General features: G+C 25.8%; 20 protein-coding genes. 6 read left to right on the top strand and 14 right to left on the bottom strand.

The window, feature by feature from the left end:
* Window positions 1-28: 28 nt before the first annotated feature.
* From ctlX to Q0T35_RS03330, 8 genes are all read right to left on the bottom strand, one after another.
* Complete coding sequence (gene ctlX / locus Q0T35_RS03365) at window positions 29-967, bottom strand: citrulline utilization hydrolase CtlX (protein WP_295840962.1); 939 nt, start codon at window positions 965-967, stop codon at window positions 29-31.
* Window positions 960-1880 (bottom strand): amidinotransferase, encoded by a 921-nt coding sequence (locus Q0T35_RS03360; RefSeq protein ID WP_295840961.1) that lies wholly within the window; start codon window positions 1878-1880, stop codon window positions 960-962. The genes ctlX and Q0T35_RS03360 overlap by 8 nt, the downstream gene beginning before the upstream one ends.
* A 114-nt stretch (window positions 1881-1994) precedes the next feature.
* Window positions 1995-3065: a glycosyltransferase gene (locus Q0T35_RS03355; RefSeq protein WP_293918384.1), complete on the bottom strand. Its 1071-nt coding sequence runs from the start codon at window positions 3063-3065 to the stop codon at window positions 1995-1997.
* Complete coding sequence (locus tag Q0T35_RS03350; protein WP_295840959.1) at window positions 3066-3614, bottom strand: serine acetyltransferase; 549 nt, start codon at window positions 3612-3614, stop codon at window positions 3066-3068. It abuts the gene before it with no gap.
* A 4-nt stretch (window positions 3615-3618) separates the two neighbouring features.
* On the bottom strand, window positions 3619-4794 hold the full coding sequence (locus Q0T35_RS03345) for a glycosyltransferase (protein WP_295840957.1): 1176 nt from the start codon (window positions 4792-4794) through the stop codon (window positions 3619-3621).
* On the bottom strand, window positions 4770-5903 hold the full coding sequence (locus Q0T35_RS03340) for a glycosyltransferase (RefSeq protein WP_295840956.1): 1134 nt from the start codon (window positions 5901-5903) through the stop codon (window positions 4770-4772). The genes Q0T35_RS03345 and Q0T35_RS03340 overlap by 25 nt, the downstream gene beginning before the upstream one ends.
* An 8-nt stretch (window positions 5904-5911) precedes the next feature.
* Complete coding sequence (locus tag Q0T35_RS03335; protein ID WP_293918392.1) at window positions 5912-6841, bottom strand: glycosyltransferase family 2 protein; 930 nt, start codon at window positions 6839-6841, stop codon at window positions 5912-5914.
* A gap of 15 nt (window positions 6842-6856) precedes the next feature.
* Complete coding sequence (locus Q0T35_RS03330) at window positions 6857-8023, bottom strand: glycosyltransferase (protein ID WP_293918394.1); 1167 nt, start codon at window positions 8021-8023, stop codon at window positions 6857-6859.
* 317 nt (window positions 8024-8340) lie between these two features.
* Between Q0T35_RS03330 and Q0T35_RS03325 the strand changes: the two genes are divergently transcribed.
* From Q0T35_RS03325 to Q0T35_RS03310, 4 genes are all read left to right on the top strand, one after another.
* A complete protein-coding gene (locus Q0T35_RS03325; RefSeq protein ID WP_295840954.1) occupies window positions 8341-10569 on the top strand; it encodes a patatin-like phospholipase family protein in 2229 nt (742 codons plus the stop codon).
* Window positions 10570-10808: 239 nt separating this feature from the next.
* Window positions 10809-11225, top strand: coding sequence for an rRNA maturation RNase YbeY (gene ybeY, locus Q0T35_RS03320; RefSeq protein ID WP_293918398.1), 417 nt, complete (start codon window positions 10809-10811; stop codon window positions 11223-11225).
* A 44-nt stretch (window positions 11226-11269) separates the two neighbouring features.
* Complete coding sequence (mnmG, locus tag Q0T35_RS03315; RefSeq protein WP_295840953.1) at window positions 11270-13138, top strand: tRNA uridine-5-carboxymethylaminomethyl(34) synthesis enzyme MnmG; 1869 nt, start codon at window positions 11270-11272, stop codon at window positions 13136-13138.
* 94 nt (window positions 13139-13232) lie between these two features.
* Window positions 13233-14045, top strand: coding sequence for a class I SAM-dependent methyltransferase (locus tag Q0T35_RS03310; RefSeq protein ID WP_295809202.1), 813 nt, complete (start codon window positions 13233-13235; stop codon window positions 14043-14045).
* A gap of 1526 nt (window positions 14046-15571) precedes the next feature.
* Here Q0T35_RS03310 and Q0T35_RS03305 read toward each other — a convergent pair.
* The 4 genes from Q0T35_RS03305 to Q0T35_RS03290 form a co-directional block, all read right to left on the bottom strand.
* Window positions 15572-16765, bottom strand: a complete 1194-nt coding sequence (locus Q0T35_RS03305; RefSeq protein WP_293917972.1) for a phosphoglycerate kinase — start codon at window positions 16763-16765, stop codon at window positions 15572-15574.
* Window positions 16766-17972: 1207 nt separating this feature from the next.
* On the bottom strand, window positions 17973-19796 hold the full coding sequence (locus Q0T35_RS03300; RefSeq protein WP_295840952.1) for a lysophospholipid acyltransferase family protein: 1824 nt from the start codon (window positions 19794-19796) through the stop codon (window positions 17973-17975).
* Between the two features lie 44 nt (window positions 19797-19840).
* Window positions 19841-20701 (bottom strand): hypothetical protein, encoded by an 861-nt coding sequence (locus Q0T35_RS03295; protein ID WP_295840951.1) that lies wholly within the window; start codon window positions 20699-20701, stop codon window positions 19841-19843.
* 48 nt (window positions 20702-20749) lie between these two features.
* Complete coding sequence (locus Q0T35_RS03290) at window positions 20750-21028, bottom strand: hypothetical protein (RefSeq protein WP_293917978.1); 279 nt, start codon at window positions 21026-21028, stop codon at window positions 20750-20752.
* A gap of 254 nt (window positions 21029-21282) precedes the next feature.
* On the opposite strand from Q0T35_RS03290, the gene fbp reads away from it, so the two are divergent.
* On the top strand, window positions 21283-22293 hold the full coding sequence (gene fbp / locus Q0T35_RS03285; protein WP_295840950.1) for a class 1 fructose-bisphosphatase: 1011 nt from the start codon (window positions 21283-21285) through the stop codon (window positions 22291-22293).
* Window positions 22280-22750: a GNAT family N-acetyltransferase gene (locus tag Q0T35_RS03280; protein ID WP_295840949.1), complete on the top strand. Its 471-nt coding sequence runs from the start codon at window positions 22280-22282 to the stop codon at window positions 22748-22750. Before fbp ends, Q0T35_RS03280 begins: the two co-directional genes overlap by 14 nt.
* A 71-nt stretch (window positions 22751-22821) precedes the next feature.
* Here Q0T35_RS03280 and Q0T35_RS03275 read toward each other — a convergent pair whose 3' ends face one another.
* Window positions 22822-25368, bottom strand: coding sequence for a TonB-dependent receptor (locus tag Q0T35_RS03275; RefSeq protein WP_295840948.1), 2547 nt, complete (start codon window positions 25366-25368; stop codon window positions 22822-22824).
* 424 nt (window positions 25369-25792) lie between these two features.
* The gene (locus Q0T35_RS03270) at window positions 25793-26287 is read right to left on the bottom strand and encodes a metallophosphoesterase family protein (RefSeq protein ID WP_295840947.1); all 495 of its coding nucleotides are present in this window, start codon (window positions 26285-26287) and stop codon (window positions 25793-25795) included.
* Window positions 26288-26310 lie beyond the last annotated feature (23 nt).

Genomic DNA, 26310 nt, shown 5'->3' with positions numbered 1-26310 from the left:
ATTTAATCTTAAAAGTTGATTTTTAACTTTATGCTTTAGGTAAAAATATTTCAGCTAACATACATCGTACACTTCCCCCTCCATATTTTTCAATAGTAGGTATGTTAAATACCAATATTTGAGTGTATTTGTTTATTACATTAATTTGACCAGCGTCTAATGATTGATAAGCCGTATTGGACATGACAAGAAATTTATCTTTTTTATCATTTTCCAGCTGTAAAGAATTGCCTAAAAAAAGATTCATTTGTTCTTCTGAAATGCTTATTACTTCTTTTTTCGTAGTATGTAAAAAATCTAATACTAATTTTCTTTCTTTAATGTTCTGAATGGAATCTTTACATATTATTGCGAAATCTTCAGTTACGCTCATCATCACATTGGTATGATAAACCGGATATCTTTTATCCTCTTTTACTTGAGTGGAATGAAAGACTATGGGTGAAAATTCCAAATCTTCACAAAATTCAATAAAAAGTTCTTCATCAGTTCTTTCTGAAATGGCAGCGTAAGCGATTTGATTACTACGGTCTAATACCATACTTCCGGTTCCTTCTAAAAAAATATTTTCTTCTTCCGCTTTACTGTAATCTATTATTTCATTTATAATAAATCCTTCTTGCTCTATACTATCCAAGATGTCTTCTCTCCTTTCAAACCTTCTATTCTTGGCATACATAGGATAGAGTATAACTTTACCATCAGAATGGAAAGAAATCCAGTTATTAGGAAAGATAGAATCTGGCTTATGAGGTTGATCGGTGTCTTTTATAACAATTACGTTAATTCCGAATTTTCTTAGTTTTTCAACCATATTCCTAAATTCTTCCAAGGCTCTTTCATGAACTGATTCCGCTGAAAGTGAATCGTTTTGTTGAAAAAAATTATTTACTGCTGTTTGCTGATTGAACCCAAATGCAACAGGTTCTATCATTAGCACAGTATCGGTTATTTGCTTACTAATCATTTTTTCGTATTAAAGGTAAGGTGGAACATCTTAGAAGGCCTCCCATTTTTGATACTTCATGATAAGGAACTGTTTCTACTTTAATATTCCAATCGTTTTCTAAAAAATTATTGAGCCTTACAAATTTCTCCTCAGATATAACTACATCGGGTGATATGGAAAATACATTTGTATTCATGTAATATAATTCTTCTTCTGTCACTTCAAAAACATTATTTGTGCCAAAAAAATCAAGTAGGAAGTGATAATCTTTTTCATTAACAAATCCTCCTTTATATAGAACAGCTTTATTATTTCCTAAGGGCATAAATGTACAGTCTAAATGTAGAATTCCTTTTCTAGGATTTTTATCATCTTTTTTTAACGGTAAATTTATAAATGTTTTTGACGGATATAATTCTTTTAAATAATCAAGAGCATATTTATTTGTTCTTGCTGTTTTTATACGGTCAAAATCATTTCCCTCATAAGCGCTACAAAAAATAACATCGTCATGAAGTATTATATCTCCCCCTTCTACATTTGCTTTTTTGGGGAGGTTATAAATATTTTGAAAATATATGGATTGAAATATTTCTTTATAAGCTTGTTGCTCTTCTGCTCTATCTGATATCATGTTGGAGACAATAATACTATCTTCTATGACAAAAGCTACATCTCTTGCAAAAACTTGATTATAATCCTTTAAAATTTCGGGAGATAAAACTTCAACATCATATTTTAAAAGAACTTTTTCAAATTCTTTCATTTCATGGATTACCGCTGCTTCTATCGGATAGGTATTATTTTTTACATTTTCATACGATTTCGCATCATAGGTTTCACTTAATTTAGGAGTTTTGCCCATCGAATAGGGCTGACCTAAAACAACAACTTTCAGCTTTGATGTTTCATTCTTTATATTTAGATGCATAACATTCATATAGTTAATTGATTAAAAAATCAAAATTAGTCCAAAATTACAGAAAATTTATTTTCTACATACTCATACTTTCCTTCAATTTTCAATAAAATGTTTTTATCTAATTTATTTGCTCTCAGTCTCAAAAATTTTTTCATATTGCTTTATAATATTGTCTTTTGAAAATCTGTTTTTGATTGAATTTTTAATATTATCTTTATTGTATTTCTGGCCTAGGGATTGTTTTATTTGTTTTGCAAAGCTTTCATGGTCTTCAATAGCTAAAATTTTTCCATTAATATCTTCTTCTATGATTTCATTTATTCCTCCTTTACAATTATTTGCTAAAGAAAATGTTCCGGTAGCTCCAGCTTCGAGCAATACATTTGGAAATCCTTCATATCTAGAGGAAAGGATAAATAAATCGGCATTTTTCAAATACGGATAAGGATTAGTAATTTTACCTAAAAAATTGACATTTTTTAATTGTAAATTTTCTTTTAATTGGAATAATTTATCTTTATCATTTCCTTCTCCTATTATATGTAAGAATATAGGATCATCTTTAAGATGCGAAAAAACTTTTAAAAGGTTATCAAAGCCTTTACGATAAGAAAGGTTTCCTATGGCTACTACATTTTTGTATTGATCAGAAAATGGAAAAATCATATTTCCAGTAGATTTTTCATTTATTAAATCAATATCAACGGGGTTGTTGATTTTTTTAATTTTACTTTCACGAATTTTAATATTTTTTACCAGATCATTTTTCATGTCATCACTCTGTGCGATGATGGTACGAAAATTATTATAAAAACGATAAAAAAATTTAATTTCCGGACGGATTACGTGTTGGGAAACTATATTTGTTTCCCTGGCAATAAAATGGATGTTTGGAAAAAAGGGAATTATTGGTGCTAAATATGCTGAAATTTCTCCCCATCCGCCAAAAACTATATCGGGTTTTAATTTTCTTAATACAGAGAGAATGGGAAAAAATGCATTTCTTATTCTTGTTGTTTTTATATCTATAATTTCAATATTTTTATCTAAAACCTCAAGATAATATCCTTCTTTTCTCATTAATAAGAGCTTAGGAATAAACTTATTTTTGTCTAAATTATTTATCAGTAAAGTTATAATCCTCTCTGCTCCTCCCATATTTAAATCCGGAAGTATAAATAGTATTGTTTTCATTTACACTTTATTATTTATATATCCTTCGGTAGCATTTTCATTAGACTTAATCTGTGCAATATTTCCTATAACAACTGAATTGTCCGGCACATCTTCAGTAACGTAAGCATTTGGGGCTATCAAAACATTATTTCCTATAGTAATTTTCCCAATTAATACAGCATTAGAACCAATCCATACCTCGTCTCCTATAATAGGAACACCTGCTTTTTTTCCTCTATTTGCTCTACCTATGGTAACTCCTGGAGCAATGTTACAGTTTTTACCAATCTTTACTTCGGGATTGATGATAACCGTACCCCAATGTCCTAGGTAAAAACCTTCACCTATTTGTGTTTCGGGGTATATTTGAAAGCCGTATTTGGTTTGATAATGATAAAGAATAATGCGATACAGCATTCCCAAAATTGAATTTTTTTTATATTTTGAAGCTTTTCTTAGAAAATATATATATCGAAAATTAGGATTTAGAAGTGATTTTCCTACAAATCTTCCCGGCCATCTCCCATGAATTCTGTAATAATCTTTTTGTATAAGTGTTTGTGACATTTTTTTATAAGCTATCTAAAATATTAGTTAATTTAGCTACTGCATTTCCTAAAGTAAAAGGCAATTCTTTGCTGTTCATCTCTTTAACATATCTTTCAGGAATATCTGAATGAGACAAAAATTCTTTCATTCCTTCATATATGCCTTCTTCGGAATTTTCAACAATTTTTCCAAATTTTCCATTTTCTAATATTTCGTTAACACCGGAAACATCTGTAGCTATTATTGGTTTTTTCAAGGTTAATGCTTCAAATAATACGGTAGGATATCCTTCATACCGTGAGGATAAAATGAAATAATCTGCATTTATAAAAAAAGGATACGGATTTTCCTGATATCCCGTCATAATAACGGTATCGTCAACTTTTAGGTCCTTTATAAGGCTAGTAATATTTTTAAAGTCATATCCGTCTCCCACTATATAAATTTTATGCTTAAATCCTTCTTTCAAAAGTTTTTTATGCATTTTAATGAGCCTATCAAACCCTTTTTGAGGAAAAACAGTTCCTACTGTAACAAAAGTCTTTACTTCTCTAGATTTAATGAAAGTAAAATTAATTTTTTCTTTTGATTTATTTATGATCTCTTCTGAATCTATGGGATTATAAATTCTAATTAATTTTTCTTTTTCTTCTTCTATTGTGGCTAATTTTTCAAACTCTGATTTTATTTTTTCTGATATAACCCAAATTTTATCCGACTTAAAAAATTTTTTTAGTTTACGGGTAGTGTATTCAGGAATGCTAAATAAATCGTTATGTACCCATACTATTTTCTTAGATGTTTTGACCGGACTTTTGAGAACTTCTTCCAAGAGCCTATGATTGGCTATTAGTTCTATATCATAATTTCGTTTTTTTAGAATAAACTTATAGAGTAGCTTAGGAAATAATTTTAATAATTCTTCATAAGATCTGCGATAAACTTTTACAGGTATTTCCCAGGGTTTATTTGTAGGAATCATATTTCCTTTATGAAGATGATAAATCTTGATCCAACTTGGTACCTCTTCTAAATATTTACCTGATTTAAGATTTAATAATAAATCTATTTCGTACTTATTTTCAGGTATATTTTTCAAAAAAGTTACTAATACTTTCTCTGCTCCTCCATGTCTTAAGGAACCGATTCTAATAAGTATTTTCTTTTTTTTATTTATTCTTTCAAGAGATTTTCCCATAAGTTTAAAAAATTATCTTTTTTCCACTTTTTAGATTCTTCGAAAGAAGATTTATTTAACTTTTTTAATAAATCTTCATCATCTACTAATATTTGGAATTTTTTTCTAAAATCTTTTTCATCATGATGTTTAACAAGAAAACCGTTTTTTTCGTTGATTATTGAGGAAGGACCGAATTCACAATCATAAGATAATAGAGCATTGCTACAAAACATAGATTCTACCAATACTAATCCAAATGCTTCTGTTTCCGAAGCTAATACCAATATTTTACTTTTTTTCATGTATTTACAAACTTCTTCTTTATTTTTATTACCGATAAGTACTATATTGTTAACTGAATTTTTATGTATAAATTCATCCAAATATTTTTTTTCGGGTCCATCTCCTATTATCACTAATTTCCATAAATTAGTATTTGATAAGCTAGAATACATTTCTACAATTTGTCTTATATTTTTTTCAGGATGTAATCTACCAACGAACAAAACTATATTTTCCTTTTTTTCTAAAGGTATGAAAGGCACACTTTCAAAAGGTTCCCCTATAATATTATGTATAAGTATACTATGGGGATTTATTCTTTTATAATGTTTTTCCGATTCTTTATTTATATAAATTATTCCTTTCAAATTTTTATAATAGGGACGCATAATTGTATACCAAAATAATCCTCCCATTCTGTAATTAACATGCTCCCATGCCCATGTTTTCTTATTTATTATTTTCATAGTGGACAACATGCTGGAAAGAGTATATCTACAAGAAATTATCGTATCATAGTTTTGATGATTTTTTATTAGCCATTTTTTTAACAATCGGTATACACCATATTGATAAATATAATTTTTTAAATTTTGTTTTTTGGGCAGCCATGAAAAGTATTTATTTATAAATACCATCGCTCGGAATGATTTTGTATTTCCAAAAGAATTTAAAATCATGGTCTTAATATTGGAATTTAGATCGTATATAAATTTTTCGTTACCATCAAGACATAAGACAGTTATATCAAATTTATTGCATAATTCATTCATTAAATTAGCCAAAACTGATTGAACTCCTCCCGGCTTACCAAGCGAATAAGTTATAAACAATAATTTTTTCATATATTTTATCAGCTATTTTTATTTTTTAAATAGTATATGTAGCTAAAAGGTAAAGCAAATACACTTATAATTTTAATTATAGGATTTTTTATGCTTGTTATATTGGATGTTAACGTTTTATTATTTAAAAAAGAATAAAATTGAAAACCTATTAAGTTTCTTACTAATGTTTTCGGATATGCAAATAGCTGATAGTTATAATTGTTTAGCATAGCTTTATAACCTTCTCTTAATCCAAAGATATTCTTACCTTTCCAACGGGTATTAGAAATAGATTTGGAATCATTATCATCTTTATGATATATACGAATTACTTTATTGATAAATTTTGTTTTTAATCCCTGGGAATCGTAAGTAGTAAAAAAAACGCTTTGTGGAATATATCCTTTGTTTTCATAAATGGAATAATCATATTTATCTAGCTCTTTTAGATAGCTTTTAGTTATAAAAATACCACTTTTATCTCCTCTTACTTTATATTTATAGCGCATTTCCAGAATGGAACCTGTAAAACCATCTCCCGGAAATAAATTTCCTACTAAATTACCTTCAGTATCTGCAGAATGACCAATAACGCCTATAAACTGATCTTGATTCTTAATTTTTGAAACTTCTTTGTATAAAATTTCGAATGAATCTTGTGGCCAACTATCATCTGAATCAATAATTACAAAATAAGGTGTTTTTACTTTTTTTATACCTTCAAAAACAGTAATGAATTTATGTCTGTTTTTACCTTGAAAATATTTTATTTCTATAAGATTTTCATTACTAAATTTATTCGCTAATTCTTGCGTATTGTCCGTAGATCCATCATCCATTATAATCCATACAAAATTTTTAAATACTTGTTTTTTAAGAGATTCATATAATCTATTTAAAGTATGTGCTCTATTATAAGTAGGTGTAATTACTGTTATTTTAGAATCTGTATTCATTAAATTCTTGTTATTTTACTCTAAAAGAAGATTTTCAATTTTTTTATATATTTTTTCTGGAGAAAAATTATCTTTACATTTTTTATTATTTTCAACAAAAAATTCTGATTTTTCCTGATCTTGCAACAAAGTTTTCATTCCATCATATAAGGCTTGTTCATTGTTACTAGGTATAAATATACCATTTTCCTGATCAACCATCATTTCTCTTATTCCTCCTACATCTGTCGTAATAATTGGTTTTGATAGTATAAGACTTTCTGCAATAACTAACGGATAGGCTTCTGAAAAAGAAGGAAGTATAAAATAATCTGCCTCTTTAATGAAAGGATATGGATTTTTATATTCTCCTAAAAAAATAAATGTTTCTTCTATATTAAGTTCTTTTATTCTATTTTTTAATTCATTTTTATATTCTCCGTCTCCTACTATATATATTTTATGATATAATCCATTATTTATAAGTTTTTTATGAGCTTCTATCAAAAGTTGGTAACCTTTTCCAGGTTTTATTCTTCCAACTGAAATAAATGATTTTATTGAATCGTTTTTACTGGAGCTGATGTTTACTTGTGCTTGATGTTTAGATTTGGCTATAATATTGTTAACATCAATAGGATTATAAATTACTTTGGCATTTTTTTCTATTTTTTGATTAAAGCTTTTTGCACTTTCCATGGTTTGACGTGAAACATAGACCATTGTATCAAATTTTAAAAATTTTGCAACAAAACTTTGTTTATCTCCATGTATGGTAATATTTTTTATATCACCATGCATCCACCCTATTTTTTTTGATTTTCGATTGGGACTATTCAACACATCATTATAATTATAATGAAAAAATCCTATTTCTACTTGATGTTCGTACAATTTTAGTTTTTTATATAATAAATGTGGAAATTGATTATAAAACTTTAACTTACAGGATCTTATTACTAATTGAATTTTTTTAAGTAATGAGTTTGAACTCATAAACTCTTTTCCTATTCCAATATATTGAACATTTATATCTTTTGAGATATCTTTTATTAATTTTCCTTGATAAAGATTTAATAATAAGGTTACTTCAAATTTATTTTTATCCAAATGATTTAAAATATTTAATAAAACTTTTTGGACACCTCCAGTTTCCATGGAACGAATTCTAAAAAGCACTTTAATTTTTTTATTTTCTTTCATTGAAAATTAATCCTGATTTTTAACTGCTTAAATTTTTTAAGTAATGTTTTTATAACAAATATAATTTATATTTTTAAATCAAAATTTACCCAATTTTTACATTTTTTAATTTTATTGTACTTATTTAATTCTTTTATTATAATCAAATGACCTCAATTATTCTTTAAAGTATTCTAATTTTAAACTTGTAAAATAGAATAATTATTTTATTATATTAAAATGGGACTTTTTTTTATGCTAGTCTTAAAAATAACATAAATCTATTATTATAACATTAATATTTATTTAAATTTTAGGTTTTTAATATATTTGCTATTATGAAATTTTATAAAAATTACTTACTATTTTATATTTTAATAATAGGAAATTTATTTTACGGCCGAAATAGTGATTCTACTTTTATTCCAATTTATGATACTATTAAAAAACCAAAAGTGGGATTGGTTTTAAGTGGTGGTGGTGCTAAAGGATTTGCTCATGTTGAAGTTATTGAAGCTATAGAAAAGGCAGGAATTAAAATTGACTATATAAGTGGTACCAGCATGGGTGCAATTGTTGGTTCTTTATATGCTGCTGGATATTCTCCCAAAGAAATGAAGAATATTATTAACAGCATTGACTTTAATGAACTTTTTTTACAAGATAGAAATCGAAATTTTATTCCTTTTTTTGATAAATCTTATAGGGAAAAATATATTCTAACCTTACCTATTTCTAATTTTAAGGTTGTTCTTCCCTCTGCATTAAGCAGAGGTCAGGGTCCTTTAATGTTATTAACCAATCTTCTTTACAATGTTCATGATGTACATGATTATTCTAAGCTTCCCATACCTTTTCTATGTATAGCAACTAATTTAGAAACCGGAGATGAAGAGCAATTAGAAAACGGTTTTCTACCATTAAGTGTGTTGGCCAGTGGAGCTTATCCTTCTCTTATTGAACCGGTTAAGATTGATGATAAAATTTTAATTGACGGAGGAATTGTTAATAATTTTCCTTCCAGAGCCTTACGAAATAAAGGAATGGACATTATTATCGGGGTTGATTTGGGTAGCGGATTACAAAAAGCTAATGAAATCAATTCCATACTCAATATAATTAATCAAATTATAAGTTATCGCATAAATATTAAAACAGATTTTGAAAGAAGTTACGTAGATTTATTAATTAAGCCCGATTTAAAAGATTATAATGTAACAGATTTTGACAAAAAAGATTCTATTTTTAATAAAGGAAAATTAGCTGGAGAAAAAGCTTTTCCAGAATTATTAAAAATTGCAAAAATTCAAGGTAAATCGAAGGATGTTAGGCCTAGAATAAATGAATTGCCTTCTGATAAAAATTTATTTATTACAAAGCTTTCCATTATTGGTGAATCTTCCAAAGATTCTATTTATATTAAGAGAAAATTAGGTTTAACTTTACCTCAAAATACATCTATTACTAAATTAGATAAAGGTATTTCTGCCTTATATTCTACAGGAAATTATAAAAGAGTTTATTATGAGCTTACTTCTGATAATTTCTTAGAAAGTCAACATGTAAATTTATATTTAGATAAAAAAGATAACAATTCAATTAGGTTCGGACTTCATTATGATGATGTTTATAAAACCTCTCTTTTAACAAACATCACTCTTAATAAACTACTCCTTGACAATTCAAATTTGTCCATAGATGTAATTTTTGGAAATAATTTCAGAGCTAATATCAATTATTTTATTGATAATGGAATTTTACCGAGCATTGGATCTAATACAACATTTAATTCGTTTAATTTTAATTATTCTGATATGAAAAAAAGCGAATACTCATTTAATCGTATTCGTTATTTCAATCAACAAATATATCTACAATCAACTTTAAAAGAAAAATACGCAATCGGTACAGGTATAGAGTATAATTTTATGCGTATCTCTCCTTTTTCATACAATTATAAAGATGATTCAAAAAGTTTCAAAAAGGATGAAAGCTTTTTCTATAATCCTTATTTTTATATAAAAGCAGATACTAGAGATAATTCAAATTTTCCATTTAAAGGTTTCAAATTAGACGCCTCTGCTAAATATATATTCTATTCAAATGCTTCTAATTTTAATAAATTTTCAATAATTAAAAGTCAATTGAATTACTCTATTCCTATTGGTCGTAGATTAGCTTTGGAAAATCAGCATTATTTAGGTGTTTCATTTAACGCACTTCCATTACAATACAAATATTCCATGGGAGGATATTTTGAACAAGAATTTTTAAATTTTACTAAATTTTTAGGATTACCTTTTGCTTATAAGACCGGTGACCAATATTTTTCTTTATATTCTTCATTAAATTACAAAGTACTTAAAAATCATTATCTTAAAGTATACTCTAATTTAGCTAATATAAAAGACGAATTTAAAGATATAAGATTTTTTAAATACAAATATTTCAGCTATGGAATGGGTTACGGATATGATAGTCCCTTTGGACCTATAAACCTACTTTATTCCTACTCTACTAATCAAAACAAAGGAGTATTTAGTGTAGCCTTAGGCTACTGGTTTTAAATTCATTTTTCTACATTTTGATATATGTTGATAAATATTATGAAATAATTTATCAACATTTTTTTTTTCTATTCTTAGTTTGTATATTCCAATTCTTTTAAAAAAAATATAATACACCTTTAAAAAATTAATAATTTTAAAAATATTAAAATAAATTTCAAAATTATATACATTTTTATTAATTATTATTTCGAATTTTATTTACTAATTTTAATTTTGTTACTCATAAATTAACAAATATGATAAATTACTTTTCTAAAAATGATTTTATTTTAAAAAATAAATTAAAAAGAAAGAAATGGTTAAAAGAGACTATTGAAAATGAAGGTTTTCGTTTAGGAAATATCAATTATATTTTTTGTTCAGATGAACAATTATTAGATATTAACATTCAATATTTAAATCACGATTATTATACAGATATAATTACTTTTGATTATAAAGAAAATCATATTATTTCAGGTGATATATTTATTTCAACTGATAGGGTTAAAGAAAATGCAATTATTAATAATGAAGAGTTTGATGATGAACTTAACCGAGTGTTAGTTCATGGAATTTTACATATAATAGGATACAAGGACAAAATGGATGAGGATATAAAACTTATGAGAGAAAAGGAAAATACATATATAAACTTATTTAAAAATAATTAAAATTAATACTTTAAAAATTTGTTTCACGTGAAACATATATAAATATGATATTAGAAAAATACGATGTAATTGTTGTTGGCGGTGGTCATGCTGGTTCAGAAGCAGCAGCTGCTGCTGCTAATTTAGGTTCAAAAACCCTTTTAATAACTATGAATCTACAAACCATTGGTCAAATGTCTTGTAACCCAGCTATGGGAGGTATAGCTAAAGGCCAAATTGTTAGAGAAATTGATGCATTAGGGGGATTATCCGGAATTGTTACAGATAAATCGATGATTCAATTCAAGATGCTTAATCTTTCTAAAGGTCCAGCTATGTGGAGCCCCAGAGCACAATCTGATAGAATGAGATTTTCAGAAGAATGGAGATTACAGTTGGAAAATATATCTAATTTAGATTTTTTTCAAGATATGGTTATTGGTTTATTAACTGAAAATAATAAAGTAATTGGAGTTAAAACCTATATGGGAGCAAAAATATATGCTAAATCTGTAATATTAACCAATGGAACGTTTTTGAATGGATTAATTCATATTGGAATTAAACAATTTGGTGGGGGCAGAATGGGTGAAAAAGCTGCATTTGGCATTACAGAAAATTTAATTGAATTAGGATTTGAAGCTGGAAGAATGAAAACAGGTACACCCCCTCGAGTAGACGGCAGAAGTATAGATTTTTCTAAAATGGAAGAACAAAAAGGAGATGCAAATCCTCAAAAATTTTCTTATACAAATACACCTACACTTCATAAACAAAAAAGTTGTTATATTACTTATACTAATACAAAGGTTCATGAAGTTTTACGTGAAGGTTTTGAAAGATCTCCTCTATTTAATGGTACGATTAAGAGTACAGGACCTAGATATTGTCCATCTATAGAAGATAAAATTAACAGATTTGCTGATAGAGAAAGACATCAAATATTTGCAGAACCTGAAGGATGGCAAACTATAGAATATTATATAAATGGTTTTAGCACATCATTACCTGATGATATACAAATAAAAGCTATACAATTAATTCCAGGTTTAGAAAAAGCTAAATTTTTTAGACCAGGTTATGCTATTGAATATGATTATTTTCCTCCTACTCAATTGAAAAATACTTTAGAAACAAAAAATATTGATAATTTATATTTTGCAGGACAAATAAATGGTACAACCGGTTATGAAGAAGCTGCTGCTCAAGGACTCATAGCAGGTATCAATGCTTCATTAAAAAATAAAAACAAAGAACCTTTTATTCTTAAGAGAAATGAAGCTTATATTGGTGTTCTAATAGATGATCTAGTAACAAAAGGCACTGAAGAACCTTATAGGATGTTTACTTCTAGAGCTGAATATAGGATGAGTTTAAGACAAGATAATGCTGATGAAAGATTAACTCCACTAAGTTATAAAATAGGTTTAGCATCTGAAGAAAGAATGAAAAATTTAGAAATTAAAAATAGAGAAACTTCCTCTTGTATAGAATTTATCAAATCTTTATCTATAACTAAAGATGATACAAATCCTATTTTAATTCAAAAAAAATCTACTCCTATATCTCAAACTGTTAAGGCTGATTCAATTTTGGTTAGACCTAATATATATTTACAAGATTTAAAAGAAATTCCATCCATTAATAATTTTTTAAATACAAATAATTTTTCAGAAGAAGTTCTTGAACAAGTTGAAATAAAAATTAAGTACAAAGGTTATATAGACAAAGAACTTGAAAATGTTGAAAAATTAAATAGACTAGAAAATATTAAAATTCCTTTAAACTTTGATTACAATAAATTAAATAGTATATCAACAGAAGCAAAACAAAAGTTAATAAAATTTAAACCTGAAACAATAGGACAGGCAAGTAGAATTAGTGGTGTTTCTCCTTCTGATATAAATGTTTTATTAATTTACATGGGAAGATAAATACACTGATATACACTTCTAATTTATTTATATGTTCCACGTGGAACATATAAATAAATTAATAATTATATAATGAAAATTTATAAAAAACATAATGAAAATTAAAGATCATTTCTTGACTAATGAAACTTTTGAAGTAAAAGAAAGTGAATATAATGATATTTTAAAAACATATGATTTACCTTATGATATAGCTAAATATTATGATAGCGATAAATATTTATCTCATAATAAAGACAATTCATTAAAAGCTAAAATATATTCTCTTATTCAAAAGTTGAATGAAAAATATAAATTAAAAATTATTAAAAAATATAAATCATCCGGAAAAATATTAGATTATGGTTGCGGAGACGGATCATTTTTACAATTTATGCAAAGTAAAAATTTTTCAGTAATTGGATTTGAACCTAATAAAAAAGCAGCTAAACAAACTGAATTAAAAATAGGTATAAAACATATAACTTCTTCTCTTGAAACTATTGATGATAATTCTTTGGATATAATTACTCTTTGGCATGTGTTAGAACACATACCAAATCCAGAAGAAATTTTATTACAACTAAAATCAAAATTAAAAAATAATGGATATCTACTGATAGCAGTACCTAATCATAAATCTTATGATGCAAAATTTTATAAAGAACATTGGGCAGCCTGGGATGTACCCAGACATATATTTCATTATGGAAAAAATGGAGCAATAAACTTTTTTACTCAAAATAAATTTAAAGTAATTAAAACTTATCCTCTACCCTTTGATAGTTTTTACATTTCATTAATAAGTGAAAATTATGCTCAAAATTCACTAGGAATACTAAGATTTCCTTTTATAGGAACAATATCAAATTTAAAAGGTTTAAAAGATGGAAATTATTCTTCAGTTATATATATATTAAATAAATAATTTACTTAAACTATTAAAAATAATATACTAATAAATCATTTTTAATTTACTAAAAAAGTAAATAAAATTAGATAAAGTAATAACATTATAATAAATATTTATTAACTCTGAATGAATTAACAATTAACCTAATTAATATTAAAAAAAATAAATAAACAATTTTAGATTAACATAAATTGATATTCAGTTTAAAATACTTGGACTAACAACTATAAATAAATCAAAAAATACAATTACACTAAAAATTATATATATTAAAAAAAATAGATTATAAATATTATGGAACTAAAAATTACAAAATAAATTAGATTTTTTATAGAAAATATTATGAAAGGTATAAAATATTACCACCACAAAACTCCTAATTTTTTCAATGGCATCATGGCTAAAACTAAAAATATTAAGAAATAAATATCATTGCTGAAATTTTTATCAATTATTTTCCTTTCATTTATATAATCTTTATTAGTTACTAAAATACATAGTAAGAATATGTAAAGAGAAATACACATATTAGAAAACCATCTAAGAGCATCACACCCTAAAAAAAACATTATAAAAGTTAAAACTGAAGGTAAATAGATAATTCTATATTTTTTTAAATTAATACATAATAATCTGCAAAAAATCACTATTATATATCCAATTGAAAGAAAATTAATTACCCCTAAAAACCAAAATTTAATATGCGTAAAATTTAAAATTATTGAAGAAAATATCTGTTTAAATATATTTTTTCCTCCTGTAATAGTTGAATAATCAAAATTATTAATATCATTAGACTTAGATTTAAGATAACTTTGAAATATTAAAAAAGATATATTTAATTTTCCGAAATGGTTAACAAGAAAAAGAATTAGAATAGAAAAAATTATAAAAGAAATTAATATAATTTTATAGCTTTTAATTAATACATTATTTTTTCTAATAAACCAACAAACAAAATAAGTAGGAAGCCAAAGCAGAAAAAAACCTTTATGAACCAATAAAATTAATGGAGATAAAAGAAGAAATATATTTAAAAATAAATTTTTAAGTGGATACAAAAAAAATAAACAGTATAAAATTCCAAAAATATCTAATCTTCCCAAATCATACCATAAATTTTTAAGAAGAGCAGGACAAATAACTAGTAAAGATACCAAAAAATAACCATAAAATTTATTTTTAAAATTGATAGAATCTATAATTTTAACGATACCAATTCCTAATATGATTAAAATAATTGTAGCAATTGCTACAAAAGTAGATTCACTAACTTTTGAAAATAATAAACTACAAATTGAACCTATTAAACCACGTTTTATAAAACCAAAATTATAATCATATAAATAGTATTGATAATTAAAATTCAAACTTATATGATTATCATATTATCATATAATACAAAAATATAATATATAAATCCAAAAAATAATAATAAAAAATATTCAGGATTATTAATCTTAATAAAATTTTTCATTATTTTAATATAAAAAAGGGATAGTTAATAATTAAATAATTATCCCTTTTTTATTTTAAATATATTAATCTTTTAAAACAGCGGCAACACCAGGAAGTTCTTTTCCCTCAAGAGACTCAAGCATAGCACCTCCACCAGTTGAAACATAACTTACTTTATCTGTATAATTATTTTGCTTTACAAAAGCAACGCTATCACCACCACCAACTAAAGAAAAAGCACCATTTTTGGTAGCTTCACCAATAGCATCTCCGATAGATTTAGTACCTTTAGCAAAATTAGGCATTTCAAACACACCTAAAGGACCATTCCATAAAATGGTTTTGGAAGTTTTAATTACTTCAGAAAAAGTTTTAACAGTTTTAGGTCCAACATCCAGACCTTCCCACCCATCTGGAATAGATTTTGTATCAACTATCTGAATATCAGCATCATTAGAAAAATCATTCGCAACTACTGAATCTTCAGGGAGATACACTTTTACTCCTTGTTCCTTAGCTTTTTTTAGAATATCTAAAGCTAAATCTTGTTTATCATCTTCACATATAGACTTTCCAATTTTACCACCTTGAGCTTTAACAAATGTATAAGTCATTCCACCTCCAATAATTAAATTATCAACCACAGGAAGTATGTTTTCAATAATTGTTATTTTAGAAGAAACTTTAGATCCTCCTAATATCGCAGTTATAGGTTTTTCACCAGTTTTTAACACTTTTTGAATGGCATCTAACTCTTTTGCCATTAAAAGTCCAAAACACTTATTGGAAGGAAAAAATTTTGCTATTATCGCAGTCGAAGCATGTGCTCTATGGGCTGTACCGAAAGCATCATTTACATAAATATCACCAAGTTTTGCTAATTGTTTTGCAAACTCTTCATCTCCTTTTTCTTCTTCATTGTGAAAACGTAAATTTTCTAATAATAAAACTTCTCCAGGCTTTAAATCGGCTGCTGCTTTTTCGGCTTTCGGACCTACACATTCATCTACAAATTTTACAGAAACACCTAATACTTTAGATACTTCATCAACAATATGTTTTAATGAAAATTTATCTGTAACTTGTCCTTTTGGTCTGCCAAGATGAGTCATTAAGATAGCAGAACCACCGTCTTTCAATATTTTATCTATAGTTGGTTTAGCAGAAACAATTCGCGTATTATCAGTAACTTTAAGATTTTCATCTTGAGGAACATTAAAATCAACTCTAATTAATGCTTTTTTTCCATTAAAATTGAAATCATTAACTGTCTTCATAATTTTACTTATTTTCTTACAAATATACCGTCATAAAAACTAAAACAGAAATTTTGCTACCTGAAATTTTCCACATTTAATTATTATTTATATATATCTTTTTTTAAATTAAATAAAATATGAAGTAATAGTAATAATAGTCCTGTTAATATGTTGATAACTTTAAAATTATTTTTTATTAATACAATTTAACCCTATTATCAACATATTTGATTAATAATAAATAAATAATTATCAATTATATATATGAGTTATTAACAAATTTAGGAAAGTTATTAATAACTCTACTGTTTAAAAAGTAGTTGTTATTAAAGTAATAAAAAAGTAGGTAGAATTCACAAGTAAAAATTTAATAGAAAATTTGGAAAAAAGTCAAAAGTTTTTAATGGAAGATTAAGAATGTTAAAACAAATTTTTTTGTTTAAAAATGTTAACAATTACTTATATTCAAATGTTAATATTATTGTAATAGTTTGATAATTTGATAGTTAAAATATATTTTATATAAAAATAAATTTATAAAGCATTTGATTTACTGTATTTTATAAAAATTTGATTTATTGAAAAATAAATCAAGTTATTAACAAGTTTTTATCTACTTTAAAATGAGTATTTTATAAAATTATTATCTTGTAAAATATTGATAGTGAATACATTTACTAAGACAATTAATAATAAGTTATTAATACAAAAAATATTTAATTTAAAAGTTGTTTATAGATTTTAAATTATTGTAATTTAATACTATACAAGTTATTATCAAGTTTATGAGATTTATTTATTTTACAATGTATAAATATTATTGTTTCAGTTAATTTTATTAACTATAATAGTTTTAATGATTAAAAACATAAGTACTCTTGAAATTTATAATATATTAAATTTCAATACAATGGTGATAATATATTATTACTTTATAAGCAATAAAAGTATATAGTAAAAGCTTACACTCATAAAATTAAAAATATATATGTAATAGGAGAAATATATTTAGATATAGGAAAATTTTACTCATAAAATAAAAAAAGGTAAATATTATTTATTTACCTTAAAAATATTAGATTAAATTTTTAAATAAGTTGAACTATAATGACAATAGATCATTTAAAACAAGTGTTAAATTTTTAATTATAGTATAATTATATACTTTTTATATAAAGTATTAAATATAATTTTTTTATTTTATTATTGAAAATTAAAAAATTTATTAATATTCTTTATGATTTTTTTTATCCATAGCGTATAATTCTTCTAAAACAGGATTAATAGTGCTATCCGGTATATCACTTATTCTAATGTACATGAGACCGTCGATAGCATCATTAAATTTAGGATCCACATTAAAAGCAATAACGCGCGCATTTTGTTTTAAATATTTTTTTATCAGTACGGGAAGTCTTAGATCAGGCTCTAATTCATCAATTAGCTTATCAAACTTATTTAGATCGTTATCAGCAGCATCAAAGAATAAGTCCTTTTCATTAGATTTTAAATGAACTTTAAATTCATTTTTAGAATGAACATACTGAGCCACATAAGAATCAAAATAATGAGAACGCATAAATTCAACCATTATAGATTTTGAAAAGTTTGAGAATTGATTACTAATACTAACTCCTCCTACTAAATATTTATAATGAGAATTCCTTAAACAAACGTGTACAATACCTCTCCATAATAATAATAGTGGCATAGGTTTCTTTTGGTATTCAGTAGAAATAAATGCTCTACCCATCTCAATGATTTTCTTGAAAAAAGGATGTACTTCCGAATCATATTCAAAAAGAGAAGCAGTATAAAATCCTTTAATTCCATATTTTTCATAAATTTCTTTACCCATTCCCATACGATATGCTCCAGCAATAACCTTATTTTCATTATCCCATAAAAACATATGATGATAAATCTGGTCGAACTCGTCCAGATCAAAAGGTTCATTGGTCCCCTCTCCCACTTCTCTAAAAGAAATTTCTCTCAATCGGCCGATTTCTTTTAAAATATTAGGTATTTTTTCGGGTTTAGCAAAATATATTTCATATTGGGAAGTTGAAAAAAGTTCACAATCTATCTCTTTTAAAAGTTCCAATTCTTTTATAATTAATTCTTTAGGAGTTTCTTTAATAATAGGTTTTACTTCATTGGAATTAGCCGATTTAGTCATGGCTGATACTGAAAGAAACTTTATGTTTTTAAAAGGATCCTTAGCAGTAGTATAAAATGACTTAAGCATATACACCTTATTTCTTAAGAAATTACCATAGGATTTAATATCCGGAAATTCATCTTGCTGTTTTACAGAGATAGGTTTTCCTATGCGTATTTTAATAGGACTTTTTCTTCTTTTAACCAATTCCCTTGGTAACATTGCAGTTTGTAAATCGGGGTGAATATTAGATATTCTGTAAAATAACTTACTATTTTTAGCATGAAAATAGACCGGAATTACCGGAACTCTGGCTTTTTTAATGAGTTTTAAAGCACTTTCCACCCATTCTCTGTCTTCGTATTTTTTAGTCTTTGGATAATAATGAGAAACTTCTCCCGCAGGGAAAACGATAATACAATGATTATCTTTTAAAACGCGTAAAGTTTCAATGAAACCTATTTTACTATCAAAGGTATCTTTTCTAGTTTCAAAAGGATTAACAGGTATACTTATATTCTTTAATGGTTCAATTTTTTTTAGTAAAAAATTAGTCATTATTTTAAAATCCGGGCGAATTTCTGAAACTATTTTCATTAGTATAATCCCATCCAAACCTCCTAAAGGATGATTAGAAACAATTATAAAAGGCCCTTTTTCAGGAATTCTTTTTAGATCTTCTTCATGAATTTCGTAGTTTATTTTAAGGTGTTTTAAAACTTCTATTAGAAATTCATAGGTAGGAAGATCTTTATTTTCTGTACAAAATTTATTAATATGACCAAGTTTTAAAACTTTCATAATGGTCCATGCTATGCTTTTACCTAAAAAACCATATTTTTTTAAGTTTAAGGCATTTTGTATATCCTCTAAGGTAATTAAGCTCATATTGTTATTCTTTTACAATTGCTTGGTAAGTTTTTTACCAATTTTTATAATAAAATTGTTTTTCCTTTTCTAAAATTATTTCTTATTTCGGCTGTACGTAAACATACGTTATCTTTTAACGTCACATTAAAAGATTTTGTAAGAGTATTCAGTAAAATATTAATTGAATTAAATTTATCTTCAAAAACTAGTGAAACTGAAAAAGCAGAAATTTTGATGATGCTTATTCTAACATACAGTTCAGAAAGTTGTTTAAAAATTACATAAAGATTATCTTCCAGCTTGTATGAAAAAGCAAGGGAAGAAATGGTTAGCAAATGTACATTTAATTTTTGTATGATACAAGAAACATACAAATCTACTTTTATCCAATTTTTAATAGTAGTTCCTTGTTTTACAGAATATAAAAAGGAACGTATAGTTAAAGGAATTTCATTTTTTTGTAGAATAAAAATAGTTTTAGGATGAATTACAGATGCACCATACAACTTCATTTTCATAACATATTCATAAGAAAGAAATTCTATAAGTTTTGGCTGATTAAAATAAGCAGGATCTCCGGTCATTATTCCGGTAACATCTTTACAAACTGTTACTTCTTCAGATTTTAGGTAATAAGTAATAATAGCAGTAGAATAATCAGTTCCTTCTCTACCAAGGGTTACCGTTAAATTATTTGAGTTTGATGTTATAAATTCTAGAGTAACGTAGGTTTTAGATATATCAAAATTTTCAAATTGTTTTTTCTTATATTCCCAATCAACATTACCTTCTCTATAATTAGAATCTGTTTTTATAAAATTGCTTATATCTATCCAGGTATTTATGATACCATAAGAATTTAAATATGTACTGGGAATTTTGGAAGAAGTAATTTCTCCAAAGCTTACGATCTGATCGTACATAAAATTAAAATTATAGGATGTATTATTCATATAACAAAGAACATATATTTATAAAAATATTTTTAATATCATTAATAACATCTGCAGAATTAAAAAAAGATTTTCTATAATATCAAGATACTCTTCTTCAATCCTATCTACAATTTGTAAATAATTATCATTTTGAAAGTATTCAGTCACTACATTTTCTAAAGAGTTGATAGTTTTTTCCATTGCAAAAACAACTAAAATAGTTGAACTATATCTGGTTTGGATAAAAGCTTTTATAACATTTCGTACATTTTCTACATTTTGTATAGAAGCACCTCCAAATTTATAAACTTTCATAAATGATAGTCATCTATATTTTCAATATTTAAAAAGCATATTTTTCCAAAATTTTTATAGCAAGAATACCTTTTTTGCAACTTGGAGATTTACCTATTTATCGACTAAAAAATTATATAGTATTGGTAAACAGTAAAATAGTATTTTAAATATTAAAAGATCGTCAACAAATATATGACAAATCTATATATTACTTATAAAGTACATACAAAAATCAATATATTTGGAACATTCAAAAACTAAATTTATAAAACATGAAATCGATGAGCTCACAGACTTTAGGCGAATTTATAATTGATAAACAAGCAGATTTTAAATATTCTTCAGGAGAGTTATCACGTCTTTTAGGAGCCATAAGGTTAGCTAGTAAAGTTGTTAATCAACAAGTTAATAAAGCTGGGCTCGTTGATATTATAGGGGCTATTGGAAATCAGAATATACAAGGAGAGGAACAGCAAAAATTAGACGTATTTGCTAATGATGTATTTATTGGAGCTTTAAAAAATCGTGAAGTAGTTTGCGGAATTGCCTCCGAAGAAAATGAAGATTTTATAAGTATAAATTTAGAAAATAACTTAAATAATAGTAAATATGTAGTTTTGATTGATCCTTTAGACGGATCTTCAAATATAGATGTAAACGTAAATGTGGGTACTATTTTTTCAATTTACAGAAGGATATCAGAAGACGGACCCGTTACTTTGGAAGATTTTTTACAATCTGGGAATAGACAAGTGGCAGCAGGATACATAGTTTATGGTTCTTCAACCATGCTAGTATATACTACCGGTAATGGAGTCAATGGATTTACTTTAGATCCTGCATTAGGGGTATTTTATCTTTCTCACCCTAATATAAAAATTCCTGAGGATGGTAAAATATATTCTGTTAATGAAGGAAATTATCTTAAATTTCCTCAAGGTATAAAAAATTATATAAAATATTGTCAAGAAGAAAAAGATAATAGACCCTATACTTCCCGATATATCGGTTCGTTAGTTTCAGATTTTCATAGAAATTTATTGAAAGGAGGTATATATCTATATCCATCCTATTCACAAGCACCGAAAGGAAAATTACGTTTATTATACGAATGCAATCCTATGGCATTCCTTGTTGAGCAAGCCGGTGGAAGTGCGAGCGATGGATTTACGCGTATATTAGATTTAAATCCGGTAGAGTTGCATGAAAGAACTCCTTTTGTATGCGGCTCTAAAAAAATGGTTGAAAAAGTAGAAAAATTTATGAAAGATGCCCAAGAGTAGTTTGAATTCATATAACATTATATTTAAAAAATTTGATCAGCTTTCTGTATATGAATTGTATGACTTATTACAATTGAGAACTGAGGTTTTTATAGTGGAACAAAATTGTGTTTTTCAAGATTTGGATGATAAAGATCATAAAGCACATCATTTTCTTATTTATAAAGGAAAAAAGTTGGTTGCCTATTCGAGGATTTTTCCTGAAAAAATTAAATATAATGAAGCTTCAATAGGAAGGGTAATTATTTGTAAAGAATTGCGTTCCACAGGACTTGGGAAAATTTTAATGGAAAAATCCATTGAATCATTATTTGCAGTTTATGGAGAACAAACTATAAGAATCGGAGCTCAATGTTATGCAGTTCCTTTTTATGAAAAATTTGGATTTAAAACTGACGGAAATATTTATTTAGAGGATCATATTGAACATGTAGAAATGATAAAAAAAGTAGAATAACATTTTTATATAAAAATAATAAAGGCTGAAAATATATTTTCAGCCTTTATTATTATATGTAAATAGAGTATTTATTTTAATGGAGCGGAAGGAAACAATTTATTATCATTCATATTTTCATCTTCAATAATAGTATTTACCTTTTTTATTTTACGGTTCTTATCAAAACTGTAAGATAATTTAATATAAAACAATTGATCACTTTCTCTACTGTAATAATTAGTTTTTAAATTAAAGTTATTAATATCTGAATTAAATTTTGTAGGACCTAATATATTTTGAACACCTAAAGATGCTTTAAAAGTTTTATCAGCAAAATATCTGGACAATTCTATGTTAGAATATCGAAATGGTTTATAAGACTTATATATCTCAAAATATCCTTTATCTGTACTAGATAAGAAAAAGGTTGTTAATTTAATATCTTTAGGAAGAATTAATTGAGCATATATTACATAGAACCACATAGGTTTTACTTTATCTAAATAAGGATAATCGCTTACTTTATAATAGTTGTACATTCCATATAGATAAATAAAATTCATTTTATCCATATTCATAGGCTGCTCAAAGAATTTTTTACCTCTGGTAACTAATTGAAAAGGTATTGGAATACCTACCCATACATTATAATTTTTCATACCGGTAAAAGTACGAGTGGTCTGATTTACGGTCAGTGAGTTATCTTCTGTTTCATAATACAACATATTTATATTTTTAGAATATGTATAGTTGAATGAGATCTTAAGATAACGCCATGCACTTAAAGAAACTTCATAATTATCGTAATAATCTGGTTTAAGATGTAAATTTCCTTCGGAAGTATTAAATTCATCATAATAATTGGTTAAATTAGGATCCATGTTAGAATATGAAGGAGGTAACATACTTTTTCTATAAGTAGCATTAAAATCCAATGTAGAATTAAATTTGTATAGCAAACTGAATGATGGAAAAAATTTTTCAAAAGTATATTTCAAGTTTTGATCTGTTCCCTTCACTTTATTTTTGAATTCCAGATTTTCATAGCGAAGCCCCGCATTGAGATCCAATTTATCAAATTTTTTACTCAGTTCTCCATATAAAGCATACTGATTTTCATCGTAGGTAAAATCTTTAAATGAATTGTAATTAGGATTATCAAATATTGAGGAAGAGGTATTTAAAAGATTATACTTTCCATTACTATTATACTTCGTTTGGGAATATTTACCTCCCATATTCAGTTTTACATCTAATTTATTAAAAGAAAATTCGAAATTAGGACTAATTTGAAAATAATCAGATTTATAATCTATATCGTTTACAGAGTATTTATCAACACCTTCATTATTTTGGGTACTATTATTATTTGAGCTTTTATCATAGTGCTTATAAGAAGCTGTTATATCAAATAAATTTCCTAATGTATCCAACTTAATCTTATACTTTGTAGTTAATTCATGATTAGTATTATCTTCTGAATATTTTGAGTTATTTAAAAGGTTAATAGGTTCTATGTTATTATTACTTAGAGATTCACCTGTATAATAATTATTATTGGAAGTATAGCTCAAATTATAATTAATCAATAAATTACTATTTTTATTAAGTCGAATATTAGAAGAAGGTCTAAAATAATAAAAACGGTTAAATCTATTTTCAATATTTTTTTGATTAAAAATGATAGAAGGGGAGAAAGAAGTAAATTCTCTTTTATAGTACGTAGTTTTATCGTTTTCTCTATAATTAAATCCACTATTCAATTGTAAGGAAACGTTTTTTAAACGGCTATTTAAACTTATAGAAGGAGATACCCGATTGTTTTTGTTGAATTGATAATTCAAGGAAACAGATCCGTTTATTCCTCGTAACGCTCGACCATTGGTTATAATGTTTATAATTCCTCCTCCTGTTTTTGCATCATAAGAGGCACCGGGATTAGAAATAATTTCAATTTTTTCTATAGCAGTTGATGGTAAACTTTGTAATAAATTTTCCAAATCACTTCCCGATAAGCCTGTAGGTACATCATCAATATAAATAGACATTGATTTACCATTTACAGTAAGATTGCCTCCATATCCTTTAATAACTCCAGGAAGTTTTGTTAACGTTTCTTGGGCGCTTCCTCCGGAAAGCAAATCATTATCTTTTATCGTATAGGTAGTCTTATTAGCATCTAATTTTATAAATCTCTTGCGAGTTCCGGTAACTACTATACCGTCAATTTCTTTTTCTTTTCCGGAAGATTTGGAAGTATTTTTATCATTACTAATTATATCAGAATTAATATGTTTAAGATAAACTTCTCCTAAATATAGAGTATCTTTACTTTGTTGCGTAATATTAAAATTCAGATATTGAGATTCGTATTCAGGAGCTAAAATTTGAATTCGAAAGTTTCCTAATATTTTAGTTATTGTATAACTGTTATAACACTTCAAAGATGTTAATCCTTTTATGTCTTTATATCCTGAGCTATATTCATATTGAAATATAAAGTTTTTAGGTGCGTCGGCATCTAAGCAGGAATTTTTTTCTTTATCCATAACTTTAAAAGTTATTACAACTTTCGATTGAGCATAGCCCAATATGGGAAGAGCTAATAAAGATAAATAAACAATAGATCTTATCATAAATTGAATTTGGCAGAATAATTTTTTACCATTAGTATATTTTGATATTAAAAATGTTACGATTAATGATATAAAATATTTTCAATCACAATCTAAAAATTTGTCTAAAAGTAAAACAAATTTTGCAAATTTAATTAAAGATATATAATGTTGATAATTTATAACTATTTAGAAAAATAATATTAATATTAAATTATTCTTAAAAATTTAGTATTAATTTGTTTAAAAATAAATTTATTATAAAAAATATTTTACATAAGTATAATAGAATTTATAATTAAAAAAATTTATATTATATGTTTTAAAAAGTTTGATATTCTAACTTAAAATGAAATATTTTAATAATAATTTTTCATTATTGATTGCTGTAAATATGATTTAAAAACGTCTTAAACATTCATTATCCAAAAGATCATAAATAATTTTATCTTGAAAATTCGATAACCTCCAGGTTTTGTATATTTTCATAATTTATTTCAAATCGAAGCATAGTTCTGACTTTATGAAAACCGTATATACCTGCAGCCCCGGGATTCATATGAATCAAGTGAAGTTTTTGATCATTCATTACTTTTAAAATATGCGAGTGTCCGCAAATAAAGAGCTTAGGGGGATTCTTTTTTATTTCTTCTCGTAGTGTAGGAGCATATTTTCCCGGATAACCACCAATGTGTGTCATCCATACATCTACTTTTTCACAAAAAAAACGCTGAGTAAGAGGAAATTCTTTCCGTATTTCCACTCCGTCAATATTTCCATAAACAGCTTTAAATAAAGGAGCAACCTTTTTCAAAGCATCCGATACTTTGATATCTCCAATATCTCCTGCATGCCAAACCTCATCTGCTTGAGAAGCGTATTCTAACATTCGATCATCGATATACGAATGAGTATCGGAAAGCAATAATATTTTTCTCACTATTTTTGTAGTAAATTTATAAT

Source organism: uncultured Apibacter sp., assembly GCF_946479295.1.
GTDB lineage: Bacteria > Bacteroidota > Bacteroidia > Flavobacteriales > Weeksellaceae > Apibacter.
This window is presented reverse-complemented; position numbering and strand designations above follow the sequence as displayed.